This is a genomic window from Kribbella sp. NBC_00359, assembly GCF_036097425.1.
In the GTDB taxonomy this organism is placed as follows: Bacteria; Actinomycetota; Actinomycetes; order Propionibacteriales; family Kribbellaceae; genus Kribbella.
The window spans coordinates 3,465,349-3,479,249 of the sequence record NZ_CP107975.1 but is presented as its reverse complement, the minus strand read 5'-3'; the positions used below and the strand labels follow the sequence as shown (position 1 = coordinate 3,479,249).

Annotated in this window: 11 protein-coding genes; 9 read left to right on the top strand and 2 right to left on the bottom strand. The window is 70.2% G+C overall.

From position 1 onward, the window contains the following. Positions 1-100 precede the first annotated feature (100 nt). Genes OG876_RS16995 through radA form a run of 5 tightly spaced genes read left to right on the top strand, consistent with a single transcriptional unit; the run spans position 101 to position 6,414 of the window. Positions 101-652 (top strand): hypothetical protein, encoded by a 552-nt coding sequence (locus tag OG876_RS16995; protein ID WP_328525841.1) that lies wholly within the window; start codon positions 101-103, stop codon positions 650-652. Then, positions 642-1,889: an ABC transporter substrate-binding protein gene (locus OG876_RS16990; protein ID WP_328525840.1), complete on the top strand. Its 1,248-nt coding sequence runs from the start codon at positions 642-644 to the stop codon at positions 1,887-1,889. Before OG876_RS16995 ends, OG876_RS16990 begins: the two co-directional genes overlap by 11 nt. Beyond that, positions 1,889-3,661, top strand: coding sequence for an ABC transporter permease subunit (locus tag OG876_RS16985; protein WP_328525839.1), 1,773 nt, complete (start codon positions 1,889-1,891; stop codon positions 3,659-3,661). Before OG876_RS16990 ends, OG876_RS16985 begins: the two co-directional genes overlap by 1 nt. Continuing rightward, a complete protein-coding gene (locus tag OG876_RS16980; protein WP_328525838.1) occupies positions 3,658-4,974 on the top strand; it encodes a hypothetical protein in 1,317 nt (438 codons plus the stop codon). Before OG876_RS16985 ends, OG876_RS16980 begins: the two co-directional genes overlap by 4 nt. A 36-nt stretch (positions 4,975-5,010) precedes the next feature. After that, positions 5,011-6,414, top strand: a complete 1,404-nt coding sequence (radA, locus tag OG876_RS16975; protein WP_328525837.1) for a DNA repair protein RadA — start codon at positions 5,011-5,013, stop codon at positions 6,412-6,414. 45 nt (positions 6,415-6,459) lie between these two features. Here the strand turns inward: radA and OG876_RS16970 are convergent, their stop codons facing one another. After that, complete coding sequence (locus OG876_RS16970; RefSeq protein WP_328525836.1) at positions 6,460-8,658, bottom strand: FUSC family protein; 2,199 nt, start codon at positions 8,656-8,658, stop codon at positions 6,460-6,462. A 230-nt stretch (positions 8,659-8,888) separates the two neighbouring features. Between OG876_RS16970 and OG876_RS16965 the strand changes: the two genes are divergently transcribed. The 4 genes from OG876_RS16965 (at position 8,889) to OG876_RS16950 (ending at position 13,285) form a co-directional block, all read left to right on the top strand. Beyond that, positions 8,889-9,827 (top strand): beta-ketoacyl-ACP synthase III, encoded by a 939-nt coding sequence (locus tag OG876_RS16965; protein WP_328525835.1) that lies wholly within the window; start codon positions 8,889-8,891, stop codon positions 9,825-9,827. A gap of 219 nt (positions 9,828-10,046) precedes the next feature. Further along, positions 10,047-11,102, top strand: coding sequence for a DNA integrity scanning diadenylate cyclase DisA (disA, locus tag OG876_RS16960; RefSeq protein ID WP_328526919.1), 1,056 nt, complete (start codon positions 10,047-10,049; stop codon positions 11,100-11,102). A gap of 120 nt (positions 11,103-11,222) precedes the next feature. Beyond that, positions 11,223-11,795 carry a PadR family transcriptional regulator gene (locus OG876_RS16955; RefSeq protein ID WP_328525834.1) on the top strand — a complete coding sequence of 191 codons (573 nt, stop codon included), beginning with the start codon at positions 11,223-11,225 and terminating at the stop codon, positions 11,793-11,795. Next, positions 11,771-13,285: an MFS transporter gene (locus tag OG876_RS16950; protein WP_328525833.1), complete on the top strand. Its 1,515-nt coding sequence runs from the start codon at positions 11,771-11,773 to the stop codon at positions 13,283-13,285. Before OG876_RS16955 ends, OG876_RS16950 begins: the two co-directional genes overlap by 25 nt. Here the strand turns inward: OG876_RS16950 and OG876_RS16945 are convergent. Beyond that, complete coding sequence (locus tag OG876_RS16945) at positions 13,256-13,888, bottom strand: hypothetical protein (RefSeq protein ID WP_328525832.1); 633 nt, start codon at positions 13,886-13,888, stop codon at positions 13,256-13,258. The genes OG876_RS16950 and OG876_RS16945 overlap by 30 nt on opposite strands. Positions 13,889-13,901 lie beyond the last annotated feature (13 nt).

Here is a 13,901-nt window from a genome sequence, read left to right as displayed (position 1 = left end):
TCTTCTGAAACGACACCCGGGCCCGGCTGCGGGCGGACCTCGGGGGCCCATAGGGTTGACGAACCACTCGACGGGTCTTCTGGGGAGGCGCCAGCCAGGGATGGACGGACTGCTGCTCGACCGCGTGCCGGGGTTGCCGGACCGACTTCGGATCGACGTAGGTCAGCAGCGAGCCGTGGTGATCCCCGCCGCGGTGGACCGCCGTCGGCTGGCCGATCTGGTGACCGGTGCCGAGGATCCGCCGGACGGCGCGGTGGTCAAGATCGGCGGCGCGGTCCGGCTGGTGCCCGCCGAGGGTGGCCTGCTTCCGCACCTGACTGTCCTCGACAACGTGATCCACGGGCACACGGTCGCGCACCCGGTCACCAAGCAGGCCGCGAAGGAACAGAGTCTGGTCAAAGCCGGCCGGTGCGGTCTCGCGGACGTGCTGGACCGCTACCCGCACGAGATCACCCCGGGCCGTCGCCGGCTGGCCGGTGTGGCCCGGGCACTCGGCGCCTATCCGCGAGTGATCCTGCTGGAGGACGCGAACGGCCTACCGACCTGGGGATCCCTACTGCGCATCGAACACAACCCGGATCTCTCGTCGGCGGCGATCCTGCTCATCACAACCAATTCAGCGCGTACGGCGGGTTTCCTCGATGCGGAGTAGTCGCCGAGCGTTCCTGGGAGCCGCAGCCACGCTGGTGGTCGCGGGCTGTTCGAGCGATGTGCTCGGACTGCGCCGTAGCGTGCGGGTCGCAGTGAGCTGGAGCGGTCAGGAGCTACGTGCCTTCCACAAGGTGCTCGACGGTCTCGGCGGGCTGGAGTACCCCGTGGAGGTCGTACCGCTCGGCGACGACATCTCCACGGCGTTCGGCGCCCGGTCCACGCGCCGGCCGGACATCGTGATGCTGCCGCAGCCCGGTCTGGTCCCCCGGCATCTCCACGACCTCGAGCCCATCCCCGACGACCTCGCCGACCTCGGCCGGGCCCGCTTGTGGAAAGAGCAGTTGGTGCACGACGGAACGACGTACGGCGTGCCTTTCAAGACAGCGCACAAGTCGGCGGTCTGGTACCGGCCCTCGGTGTTCCAGCAGGTCGGCGTACAACCTCCGCGACTGTGGGCGGACTGGCTGGACCTCAACCGGACCTTGACGCAGGCCGGCGTCACGCCTTTGTCCTTGGCTGCTGGTGATGGCTGGGTGCTGACCGACTTCTTGGAGAACGTGCTGCTGGGCATAGCGCCGGCTGTCTATGCAGGACTTGCGATGGCTGCCGATCCGCGTCCGTCCCGGCAGCCGCAGTTCGCCGCTGCGCTGCGGTTGCTGGGGACGATGTGGTCGGCTCCTGATGCGCTGGCCGGGGGCGTGAAGCGCTCGCTCGTGCAGCAGTTCCCCGATGCCGTGGTGGAGGTGTTCGGGCACCGCAGAGCAGCCATGGTGCTCGCATCCGACTTCGCCGAGCCGGTCGTACGGTCGTTCGCCGCAGACCCGGACGACATCGGCGTCTTCACCTTCCCACCCCTGGAACCCGGCGCGGCTGCGCCCGTGGTCGTCGGTGGGGACGTCATGGTGTTGCCGAAGCCGACCACCGAGGACGCGCGCGATCTGGTCCGGCGGCTGGCCGCTCCAACCGCCGCGGACCCGTGGATCAAGGAGGGTGGATTCCTGGTCGACGGACGGGTGTCGGGCTACTCCCCCGAGCTAACCCGGCTGGCCGAACAGCTGACCCGTCGGGGCGAGCAATTGCAGTTCGATCTGTCCGACCTGCTTGGACGGCTCGGTGACATCAACGGACTGTGGCGTGTCCTCACCGACTTCCTGACCCGGATCGGTGGCCGCGGGGCTGCCGCCGTAACCGAGGCTGTCGACGCAGCGATGAGCGAACTGCGGGAGGTGGAGGGCTGATGGGCCTGCAGACGAACGGCCTGTCGCTCGAGGTCGTCGGCCGGGAGGTGAGCGGCCGGCCGGTACCGGGAAAGCCGCGCCGGCCGGCCGGACCGTACCTGCTGGGCTTGCCGGCCCTCCTGCTGAGCTGTCTGCTGCTGATACCGATCGGCGTGACGGTGGTCGCGGCGTTCCGGACGCCGGGCGGCCTCGGTTTCGGCAACTTCGCGGTGATGGGCGACCCCGGCGCATTGCGTGCCGTGGGCAACAGTCTGCTCTGGGTGCTGGTCGCCTTCGGACTCGTCGCGGTCGGGTTCTTCCTTGCCCTGTTGAGTTATCGGCTGCCCGCACTCACGTCGTTCCTGCAGCCCGCACTGGTGATCCCGTTCGCGGTGTCGGTGCTCGTGTCCGGTGCGACGTTCCGGCTGATCTTCGATCCGACGCCGGAGCGTGGGACCGTGACAGCGGTCTGGACGCGACTGTTCGGGTCGAGTCCGGTGTGGCTGGGCCCTGGTCTGTTCTGGCTCGTGCTGGTGTCCGCCTTCGGCTGGACCTGGCTCGGGTACGTCGTGTCGCTGTTCCGCGCCGGCCTGGACGGTATCCCCGACGACGTGACCCGGACCATCGCTGCCGAAGGAGTGACCGGGTGGCGGCGGCTACGGGCGCTGGAGATCCCACTGCTGCGACCGATCACCGGTGTGATCACGCTGACCCTGGTGATCGCGGCTGTCCGGGTGTTCGACCTCGTGCTGATCGTCGTACCGGGTTCGATGCAGCGGTCCGCGGATGTGCTCGGTCTGAACTGGTGGCGTGCGACCACGACCGGCGACGACTCCGGACGGACGGCGGCGCTCGGCGTGGTGCTGTTCGCCATCGTGGCCGCGGTCGGCGTGATCGGCGTCCGTGGACTGCGACGGCGTCGGTGGGCCATGCCCATCACGGTCGTGCCGCCCGACCCGTCGCTGGGCCGGCCGAGGCCGAGCAAGCGGGTACGACGGATCGGGTGGACGGTCGGGTTCGCAGTGAGCCTGGTGTGGATCTTCCCCGCGGTGGTGCTCGTCGCGACTGCACTGCACTCACCGCGGGAGGCGGGGCTGCGAGGTTGGTGGTCCCTTTCGGGACTGGGGTTCTCGTCGTTCGCGGCAGCTGCGAATATCGGGCTGTTCCGGGCTTTGCTGTCCACAGTGCTCATCGCCGGTGCAGCCACGGTTGTCCTGCTGGTGATCGCCGTACCGACGGCTTATCTGGTCGCGTGGGGCGGTTTGCCGCAGTGGCTGGGCCGGGTGGTGATGTCCGCCTTTGTGGTGCTGGCAGTGACTCCTGTGCAGATGTATGCAGCTCCGCTGCGGGATGCGATCGGTGGTGCTGGGTTGGCGGGATCGCGGATCGCACTGGCGCTGGTGCATGCGGCCGCCGGTCTGCCGTTCGCTGTGCTGTTGCTGCGGTCCGCTTTCGCATCGGCTCCACCGGCGTTGGTGTCTGAGGCACTGCAGGGTCCTGCGCGGCAGAGCGCCGTACTCGCGACTGTGCAGCGGACGTATCGCCCCGCACTGGTTGCTGTCGCGGTGCTGGAGTTTGCCCTGGTTTGGAACGACTTCATCGTCGGCTTCCTGATCAGTGGCCCAGGTACGACGCCGTTGTCGCTGGTGTTGTGGGGTGAGGCGCGGCAGTTCTCGGCGTCGAGTGGAACCGTGGCCGCTGCAGCTGTGGTCGCCTCTGTCGTGCCGGCTGTGCTGATGTTGTCGTTCTGGCAGACCGTCGTGCGCGGGCTGACCGCTGGGAGCAGGCCATGAGCGCTGACGAGGAGCGCCGGCCTTCTCCGGAGGAGAAGCCGCCGCGGACGGGGCGACGCGGACGCGTCTTCGGGATCAGTGGACTCGCATCCGGCCTGCTGACCGGGCTCCTGACCGACGGGTGGTCGCAGAGCTTCAGTGCGACCGGCTGGGTGCGCATCGTCGGCGTCGCCGTGGCCGTCATCCTCTTGCTGATCTGGGCGATCTACAACGCGCCGGCCGCACTCCAGGCCTATCGACGCCGGCGGTACGGCGTTCACGCGCCGATCGCCGCGCCCGAGCTCCATGCGGCGGCCGAAGAGGCCGAGCAGTGGATGATCGCGCTCGGGTCCGATGCCGGTGGGATGGCCGCGGCCGAGTGGTACTCGATGAACGAACCGCAACTGCGCGAGGTACTTCTCACGGAGAAGCCGCGCGACGAGACGGCCGATGACCTGGCCCGGATCTGTGACGCTCTCGAGGTCTGGTACCTCCGCCGCTCCGAACCGGCTGCATTGCTGGAGCTGAGTGAGTTTCTGAGCGCCGTCGCGGACGCCTGTGGGCGCCGTGACCTGGCGGAACTCGCCGCCGCCCGCGCTGCAACGGCGCACCGGCTGATGGGCGATCTGGAAGCAGCGAGCACTCGGCTCGGCGTCTCGGACAACGTGGCGACGCACACTCGGACCGCGGCCGCTCTGACGACTCGCAGGCAGGTCGAGCGGGCGCTCCTCCACCTGGCCCGGGCCGAATTGGCGCCAGCAGGCAACGACCGCGACGAGGCCGTACTGAATGCGCGTGACCGCTTGGACGACGCACGGCTGAGCCGCCCGGGTCCCGACCTGGCCGCCGAGGTCGCGATCTACATCAACCGCGCGATCGTGCAGCTGTACCAGCAGGACCCGGAGGGTGCGCTGGATCAGCTTCGGCCGGCCGTGGCCCGCGCGACCGCGGCGGGCGACATCAGCGGTCAGGCGCATGCCCTCGAACTCACTGGCGTGGCGGCGTGGATGCAGCGCAGTCCGCACGAGGCGAAGCGCTGGTGGCAGCACGCCGAACACCTCTACGCCGAGGTCGGCGAACACGAAGGCCGCGCGCGATGTCTTCAGCACCTGGGCTCGGCGGAGGTCGCGGCCGGCCGGCTGCGCTCCGCGCGTGAGTTGCTCGAGCAGAGTGCGCTGTTGCGAACGTCGGAGAGCGAGATCCTGGCGAGATACCTCGAGGCCGCACGGGAGATCGCCGCCCCGCCGGTGGTCGCCGAGGACGCCGGGCACCGCGTCGCCGTCGGCTGGCTCACCCGCAGCCTCGAGCGCATCCGCAACCACTTCGCCCGTTGACGGGATTTGTCGGCGGTTTCGCTTAGGTTGTTGGGCATGGCGAAGACGGCGGGGCAGACCAAGAGCAAGGCAACGTCGTTCGCGTGTTCGGAGTGTGGCTGGACGGCGCCGCGCTGGATCGGCCGGTGCGGTGAATGCCAGGCGTGGGGCACGGTCGCCGAGGTCGGAGCGCCGAAGGCCGCCCGGATCACCGCGGGCCCGGTGTCGTCGCCCGCGATGCCGATCGCCAAGGTGTCCGCGATCGAGGCCGAGTCCCGTCCGACCGGCATCGCCGAGCTCGACCGGGTCCTCGGCGGCGGCGTCGTACCCGGGGCGGTGATCCTGCTCGCGGGTGAGCCCGGCGTCGGGAAGTCGACGCTGTTGCTCGAGGTCGCGGCACAGTCGGCCCGGCGCGGTCAACGCACGCTCTACGTCTCGGGTGAGGAGTCGGCCGCCCAGGTGCGGCTGCGCGCCGGGCGGACCGACGCGCTCGTCGACGAGCTGTATCTCGCGGCCGAGACCGACCTGGGCGCGGTGGTCGGGCAGGTCGACGCCGTGGATCCGTCGTTCCTGGTGATCGACTCGGTGCAGACCATGGCGCATCCGGAGGTCGACGGCGCGCCCGGCGGGGTGACGCAGGTCCGCGAGGTCACCGGAGCACTGGTGCGGCTGGCCAAGGAGCGGCACATCGCCGTCGTTCTGGTCGGACACGTGACCAAGGACGGCGCGATCGCGGGGCCGCGGATGCTCGAGCACCTGGTCGACGTCGTGCTCGCGTTCGACGGCGACCGGCACTCCGGGTTCCGGATGGTGCGAGCGACCAAGAACCGATTCGGGCCGTCGGACGAGGTCGGGTGCTTCGACATGGTCGACACCGGGATCGTCGAGGTGTCGGACCCGACCGGGCTGTTCGTCTCCGAGCACGCCGAGCCGGTCGCGGGGACGTGCGTGACGGTGATGATGGAGGGCCGCCGGCCGCTGCTGGCCGAGGTCCAGGCGCTGGTCGGCCCGTCGGCCGCTCCCCAGCCGCGCCGGACCACGTCGGGGCTGGAGTCGTCCCGGGTCGCGATGGTCCTCGCCGTACTCGGCAATCGGGCCGGCCTCAAGCTGACCGATCAAGAGGTGTATGTCGCCACCGTCGGCGGCGTGAAGATCACCGAGCCGGTCGCGGACCTGGCCGTCGCGATCGCGGTCGCGTCGTCAGTGATGGACCGCCCGATCCATCCAGGCCTGATCGCGATCGGCGAGGTCGGCCTGGCCGGTGAGGTCCGTCGGGTCGGCGGCCTCGAGAAGCGCCTGGCCGAAGCCGCCCGGCTGGGCTTCACCAAGGCGATCGTCCCCGCCGACGTCCCCAACCGCGGCAAGGACCTGAAGCCGATGGACATGCAGGCCAAGTACGGCCTGCGCGTCTTCGCCGCCCCCGACCTCCCCTCGGCCCTGATGGCCGCCGGCCTCGCCTGATCTCGCACCCCACTCTCCCGGCCACCCGGTCGATGGTCGTGACGTTCACCGTCGGGCGCGGGGTGCTCTGACGGACGCTGGGCCGAGTGCCCGCTCGAGCCGGTCGAGGTCGTCGGCCAGCGCGTGCAGCCAGCTCCACCCGTCGACGATCCGCAGTGTCGCGTCCTGCGCCTCGGACAGGGTCGGAGCGCCGGAGTCGTCGAGCCGTCGGCTCAGGGCAGCGCCTGCGCCGGCGGGAGGGGGATCGCCGGCGGCGATGGCGACGGCCGCGGTCGCGTAGTCGGCGCCGGCCTCACCCGCCGCGGCCTCCAGGGCTCGTGCAGCGTCCATCGGCGGATACGGCTCGCCGGTGTGACGCACCTGCAGCACGGACGCGTAGTCGGCAATCCGGTGCACGACCGACAGCACGATCAGCCAGTCCGGTCCGGGGTCGCCGGACGGCTCGGTGCGGAACTGCACGTACGCCTGGTCGAACAGCGTCGCCAGCCGGTTGAGGTCGGGCGGGGTCCCGGAGGAGACACCACGGGTCAGCCGCGTGACGGTGTCCCGGATGACGCGCGCACCCGCGTGCAGGCCGGCCGCGGCCGCCCGCCGGACCTCCCCGCCGCCTCCGCGAGGCCACACCGCCGCGCCGATGAGCGCGCCGACGAGGCCGCCGACGACCACGTCAGCGAGCCTGACTTCGGCCAACCGCCAGTTCGCCGGCGCGACCTGCGCGAACAGCAACGCGACGACGACGGTGAAGCAGGCCTGGCCGGCCGCGACACCGAACAGGGGGCCGGCCACGAACCCCAGCATCATCACCAGCGGCAACGCCCAGGCCAGCACGTCGTCATCGGGACCGACGAGGGCGAGCAGGCCGGCCGCGACGAGCGCACCGCCGACCGTTCCGACGAAGCCGCGCAGAAAGACGGCTCGGTCCGCGACCGCCGACGTGCGCATCAGGCTCAGCGTCGCCAGCAGGACCCAGAAGCCGTGCGAGAGGTCCAGCACGCCGGCGACGACCCGCGCGACGGCCAGGCCGACGGCGAGGCGGACCGCGTTCTGTAGATAGACCGAGCGCGGCGTGAGATTCGCGCGGACGCGTTGCCACACCAGCTCCGCAGGCCGGGCGTGCAGGAACCACAGCTGCGGCGGCGTCGTGGCGGGATCGGGGGCCGGCGCCCTCAGGAAGCCGCCCCCGGCGAGCACGGCAGTGCGGGCGTCCTCGGCGACGGCCATCCCCGCGAGCCCGGACCGGAGGTCCGCCGGAGCCCCCGCCTGGTTGGCAAGGTGCCGACCCCGCTCGGCGACGTAGCTCTCCAGCGCGCCGTCGAGGGCGGTGGTGGCGATCGGGGTCGGGCTGCCGGCTCGCAGCGCCGCGGCGAGTGCGGAGAAGGCGTCGCCGGACGCGGTGACGAGATCGGCGGTACCGGGATGCCTGATGCGGTGCGAGTCGGTCAGCAGATCGGCGAGGTCGGCCAGGCGGCCCGCGGCCACCCGGGTCGCGGCGCTGGCGGCGAGCAGCGAACGGTCGCGGATGCCCGGGCCGAGGGGCCGTTGCGCCGGCGGGATGTCCGACAGCCGCAACCGGGCCACGGCGTCGAGTGCAGCCCGGCGGGCGGCGAGCTCCGGGCCGATGGCCGCCGCCGGGCTCTGCAGCACTGGTCGCAGCGCCGCTGCGTACGCGGCAACCGCGTCCGCCGCTTCGAGCAGCCGCTGACTGTGTGGTCGTGGAGCACCCGCGGGCCAGACCAGCCGGTCGGCGAGTGTGAGTAACAGGCCGCCCACCAGCAGGCCGACAAGCCGCTGATCGAGGGTGTCCGGAGCGAATGGCGGGAAGCACGGCAGCACGTAGAACAGCTGCAACCCATTGGCCACGCCGGCGACCCGAGGGCCGCCGACTCCCGCGTAGGCCACGGTGAACCCGACGACGAGCATCCCCGCGGCGGCGACCGCAGTACTCACCGCCGCCAGGGTTCCCGCGGTGATGAGTACGGCCCCGATGGCGACCGCGGCGAGGTAGGTGCGTGTCCGCGTCGACGGCGCGCCCTGCACGTCCGACAGCCCTCCGAGTGCGACCGCCGTGAAGAGGGCGTACACCGCCGTCGTCGGGTCCCCGACGACATACTGCAAGGGGTAGAACGCCAGACAGGCCGCGACGGTGACCTGAGCGGCCCGGCGTACCGCGGCCCGCCCGCGGTCGTCGAGCTGCCTGATGCGCCCGACGGTGGCGGCGGTCGACCCCCGGACGTCCGCCGTCATGTCATCCGGCTCCGTCCCTGTCGTGCCGAAGGTGCGGCTCTCGGTGGCCGACGGAACGGGCGTACGTCTGCCCGTCCCCCTGGTGGACCACGTTACGCCGCAGGTGTAGGGGTGAGACGGGGATCTACACGGGGTAGATGGGGAACGTACTCTGGGGGCGCCCCGCCGGGTTCAGTGGCGAACCCGGGAACCCGCCGGCACCCCCCGCCGGATGACTGCAGGAGCACGAGATGACCGGATCCAGAGTTGTCGCGCTCGGCCACTACCAGCCCGAGCGGGTGCTCACCAACGCCGAGCTCGCCACCATGGTCGAGACCAACGACGAGTGGATCCAGAGCCGGGTCGGGATCCGGGAGCGCCGCATCGCGGCACCGGACGAATCGGTCGACGAGATGGCGTGGCGGGCCGCCGACAAGGCCGTCGCCAATGCCGGGATCGACAGCTCCGAGATCGACTACGTCGTCGTCGCGACCTGTACGGCGATCGACCGGTCACCGAACATCGCCGCCCGGGTCGCCGCGCGGCTCGGCCTCGGCAGCCCGGCCGCGATCGACCTGAACACCGCATGCTCGGGCTTCGCGTACGCGCTCGCGACCGCCGACCAGGCGATCCGCGCCGGCGCTGCTTCGAAGGCCCTGGTCATCGGCGTGGAGAAGCTGAGCGACTGGACGGACTGGACCGACCGCACGACCTGCGTGCTGATCGGCGATGGCGCCGGCGCGGCCGTGGTGGTCGCGAGTGACGAGCCCGAGGTCGGTCCGGTGGTGTGGGGCTCGGTGCCGGAGATGTCGGACGCGGTCCGGATCGAGGGCCGCGACGGCCCGTTCCAGCAGGAGGGACTCAGCGTCTTCCGCTGGGCCACCACGCAACTGCCGGAGATCGCGCAACAGGTGTGCGAGAAGTCCGGGCTGAAACCCGAGGAGCTCGGCGGCGTGGTCCTGCACCAGGCCAACCTGCGCATCATCGAGCCACTGGCCAAGCGACTCGGCGCGGTCAACGCGGTGGTTGCCAAGGACGTCGTCGAGTCCGGCAACACATCGGCCGCGAGCATCCCGATCGCGCTGTCGAAACTGGTCGAGAAGCGTGAGATCCCCTCCGGCGCGCCGGTGCTTTTGTTCGGATTCGGCGGCGGTCTCACGTATGCCGGGCAGGTCATCCGCTGCCCCTGACGCGACAGGCGCTGTCGCCGCGAGGGCTTGATTCACGCGGGAAACCAGAACTGCACGGTCCGGATGCACGAGCGGCTGCACGCGCATGGGCAACCGCGACCGGTACCGCACCCGGTGAGCGGACGCCCACCGGGGACTTCGGCTCCATCGCATCCGGGTAACCGCATAGACTCAGGTTCCGTGGCTCCGAATTCCGACAAGAACAGCACCGGCGCCCGGATGCGCGCGACCCTCGCGGCGGTGGCACCCGGGACCGAACTGCGTGAAGGCCTGGAACGGATCCTGCGCGGGCGTACCGGCGCCCTGCTCGTCCTGGGCCACGACAAGACCGTCGACTCGATCTCGACCGGCGGCTTCGAGATCGAGGTCGAGTTCTCCGCGACCGGACTGCGCGAGCTGAGCAAGATGGACGGCGCGATCATCCTCGACCGCGACGTGAGCCGGCTGCTCCGCGCCGCCGTACACCTGATGCCGGACCCGTCGATCCACACCGAGGAGACCGGCACCCGGCACCGCACCGCCGACCGGGTCGCGCGGCAGACCGGGTTCCCGGTGATCTCGGTGTCGCAGTCGATGCACATCATCGCGCTGTACGTCGACGACCAGCGCTACGTCCTCGAGGACTCCGGCGCGATCCTGTCCCGCGCCAACCAGGCCCTCGCGACGCTCGAGCGGTACAAGCTCCGCCTCGACGAGGTGTCCGCCACGCTGTCCGCGCTGGAGATCGAGGACCTGGTCACGGTTCGCGACGTGGCCGCGGTCGCGCAGCGGCTGGAGATGGTCCGGCGGATCGCCACCGAGATCGACGGGTACGTCGTCGAGCTCGGCACCGACGGCCGGCTGCTCACCCTGCAGCTCAACGAGCTCGTCGCGGGGGTCGCCGGTGAACGTGAACTGGTCGTCCGCGACTACCTGCCGCCCGCCACGGGCCGCAAGCCCAAGACGGCGGACGACGTACTGCTCGAGCTGGACGCGGTCAGCCCGACCGACCTGCTCGACATCGGCCAGGTCGCCCGGGCCCTGCAGCTCGGCGGCGCCGAGCAGCTCGACGCCGCGGTCACGCCGCGGGGTTACCGGCTGCTCGCCAAGGTGCCGCGCCTGCCCGGTGCGGTGATCGACCGGCTGATCGACCACTTCGGTCACCTGCAGAAGTTGCTCGCGGCAAGCATCGACGACCTGCAGACGGTCGAGGGCGTCGGCGAGAACCGGGCCCGCACCGTCCGCGAGGGCCTGTCCCGCCTGGCCGAGTCGAGCATCCTCGAACGCTACGTCTGACCCCGGTTCCAGCTCTCCTCGAGACCCCCGGTGTACCCGCCGGGGGTCTTGCGCGTTCTGGCTCGCGCGAGTAATACTCCACGTGGAACATTTCGTGCGGAACAATCCAGGTGGAGGATCATGGCCGACCTGACGCCGCTGGCGATCTCGGTGCTGGCGTTGCTGAACGAGCGGCCCATGCACGCCTACGAGATGTACCAACTGCTCGTCAGCCGGCAGAACGACCGGATCGTCAAGGTCCGGCCCGGCTCGCTCTACCACACGGTCGAGCGACTGGCCGGGCAGGAGTACGTCCGCGCGACCGGCACCGAACGGGCCGGCAACCGCCCCGAGCGCACGACCTACGAGATCACCCCGGCCGGTGTCGAAGCGCTGCGGCGCCGGGTGGAGAGTGGGATCGAGAAGTTCGTCTACGAATATCCGCTGTTCCCGGTGGTCCTCAGTGAGGCGCACAACCTCGAGGCCGAGGATGCGCTGCTGCGGTTCCGCCGCCGGGTCGAGGACCTGGACAAATGGCTGGCCGATCTCGACCAGTCGCTCGGCCTGGCCCGCGAGAACGGCGTGCACGAGCCCTACTGGATCGGTGGCGCGTACATCCGCCACCAGATCGCCGCCGAACGGGACTGGCTCGCCACCACCATCGAACGTATCGAGAGCAAGGACTTGCCATGGCAACCCCGCAAGAACACGTGAGGCCTCCGGAGGTGCGGCCGTGGCCCGCGCTGTGGGCACTCGTCATCGGCTTCTTCATGATCCTGGTCGACTCGACCATCGTCTCGGTCGCGACCCCCGCGATCCTGGAGGACCTGCACACCGACGTCGGCAGCGTCATCTGGGTGAGCAGTGCCTACCTGCTCGCGTACGCCGTACCCCTGCTGGTGACCGGACGGCTGGGTGACCGGATCGGCCCGAAGAAGGTCTACCTGGCCGGTCTGGCCCTGTTCACCCTGGCATCGCTCTGGTGCGGGTTCACGACCTCGATCGGCATGCTGATCGTGGCCCGGGTCTTCCAGGGTCTCGGCGCCGCGATGATGACACCGCAGACGATGGCCGTGATCACCCGGATCTTCCCGCCGGACCAGCGCGGCCGGGCGATGAGCCTCTGGGGCGCGACCGCCGGCGTGGCGACGCTGGTCGGCCCGATCCTCGGCGGCGTGCTGGTGGACTGGCTGGGCTGGCAGTGGATCTTCTTCATCAACGTGCCGATCGGCGTGGTCGGCTTCGTGCTGGCGATGCGGCTGGTGCCGGACCTGCCGACCAACGAGCACAAGTTCGACATCCTGGGCGTGGTGCTGAGCTCGGTCGGCCTGTTCTGCCTGGTGTTCGGCATCCAGGAAGGACAGAAGTACGACTGGGGCACGATCAAGGGACCGATCTCGGTCTGGTCACTGATCATCACCGGTCTGGTCGTGCTGGCGATCTTCGTCTTCTGGCAGTCCCGCAACCGCGGTGAGCCGCTGCTCCCGCTGGGTCTGTTCAAGGACCGCAACTTCTCCCTGGCCAACACCGCGATCAGCACGGTCGGCTTCGCGATCACCGCGATGACGTTCCCACTGTTTCTGTACGCGCAGGCCGTGCGCGGACTGAGCCCGACCAAGTCGGCGTTGCTGCTGGTCCCGATGGCCGTTATCACCGGTGTGCTGTCGCCGTTCGTCGGCAGGCTCACCGACCGGGCGCATCCGCGCTACCTGGCCGGCTTCGGACTCGCATGCTGCTCGATCGCCCTGTTCTGGCTCAGCCAGGTGATCGAGCCCGACGTACCGATCTGGGAACTGCTGCTGCCGATCGCGTTGCTGGGCGTGGCGAACGGCTTCATGTGGGCTCCGATCGGCAGTACGGCGACTCGCAACCTCCCGATGAGTCAGGCGGGTGCCGGGGCGGGCGTCTACAACACGACGCGTCAGATCGGCGCGGTGCTCGGCAGCGCCGGCATCGCCGTACTGATGGAGTCGTTGCTGGCGCGCAACCTGCCGGCGGCACCAGGTGGCGCAGCGGCGGGTGAAGGCGCCTTCACCGGGAGGCTGCCGGAGCCACTGCGCCAAGGCTTCAGTGACTCGATGGCGCAGGCGCTGATCCTGCCCGCGGCGGTGCTCCTGATCGGTCTGGTCGCCGCGCTGCTGTTCGCCAAGCCGATTCGCACGCCGGGCAAGCCGTCAGACGACCTGGAAAGCCTGCACGGCTGACGAGCGGTCGTCGAAATCGGCCTTCACCACATAGGTGCCAGGTTTGGCCGCCGGCTGCCCGGGCAGGCAGCCGGGGCCGGACCGGTGCCCGTTCCAGGGCACCGTACTCGCCGCCTGCTTGCCCTTGGCAACAACCAGCGTGGCGCGCGGAATCGCCTGTCCACAATGGGTTGTCGTCCAGATCAGGTCGTTGCCGGACATCACCGTCACGGTCAGCGCGCCGGGATCGATCGTCGCCTTGCAGCCGTCCGACACCGCGTCGAGCCGGACCACGAAGTTCAGCGCGGACCCGGAAGCGATCTTCCGGTTGGCCGGCAGCACCTCGACGCGCACATCGGACCCGGAACACTTCGTGTCCCGTGGAGGTGGCGGCGTGGTGGTGGTTCTGGTAGGCGTCTCGGTAACCGTCGGAGTGGTGGTCGGCGCGGCAGGTGGGGCGCTAGTGGGGTCCGAGGCGGCCGTGTTCTGCGGGTTGTCACCACCGCCACCGAACAATCGGACGACGAGGAAGAACAGCAGCGCCAGTACGGCGAGCACCAGTCCCCGGCGGAACCAGTACACGCTGGCGGGCAGATGCCCGACCGGACGGAGCAGGCTGCTCATGATCGCACCCTAA

Bases quoted from the DNA above. Each gene is read 5' to 3' on its own strand.
- OG876_RS16995 (WP_328525841.1), top strand. From the start codon at position 101: ATGGACGGACTGCTGCTCGACCGCGTGCCGGGGTTGCCGGACCGACTT.
- OG876_RS16990 (WP_328525840.1), top strand. From the start codon at position 642: ATGCGGAGTAGTCGCCGAGCGTTCCTGGGAGCCGCAGCCACGCTGGTG.
- OG876_RS16985 (WP_328525839.1), top strand. From the start codon at position 1,889: ATGGGCCTGCAGACGAACGGCCTGTCGCTCGAGGTCGTCGGCCGGGAG.
- OG876_RS16980 (WP_328525838.1), top strand. From the start codon at position 3,658: ATGAGCGCTGACGAGGAGCGCCGGCCTTCTCCGGAGGAGAAGCCGCCG.
- radA (WP_328525837.1), top strand. From the start codon at position 5,011: ATGGCGAAGACGGCGGGGCAGACCAAGAGCAAGGCAACGTCGTTCGCG.
- OG876_RS16970 (WP_328525836.1), bottom strand. From the start codon at position 8,658: ATGACGGCGGACGTCCGGGGGTCGACCGCCGCCACCGTCGGGCGCATC.
- OG876_RS16965 (WP_328525835.1), top strand. From the start codon at position 8,889: ATGACCGGATCCAGAGTTGTCGCGCTCGGCCACTACCAGCCCGAGCGG.
- disA (WP_328526919.1), top strand. From the start codon at position 10,047: ATGCGCGCGACCCTCGCGGCGGTGGCACCCGGGACCGAACTGCGTGAA.
- OG876_RS16955 (WP_328525834.1), top strand. From the start codon at position 11,223: ATGGCCGACCTGACGCCGCTGGCGATCTCGGTGCTGGCGTTGCTGAAC.
- OG876_RS16950 (WP_328525833.1), top strand. From the start codon at position 11,771: ATGGCAACCCCGCAAGAACACGTGAGGCCTCCGGAGGTGCGGCCGTGG.
- OG876_RS16945 (WP_328525832.1), bottom strand. From the start codon at position 13,888: ATGAGCAGCCTGCTCCGTCCGGTCGGGCATCTGCCCGCCAGCGTGTAC.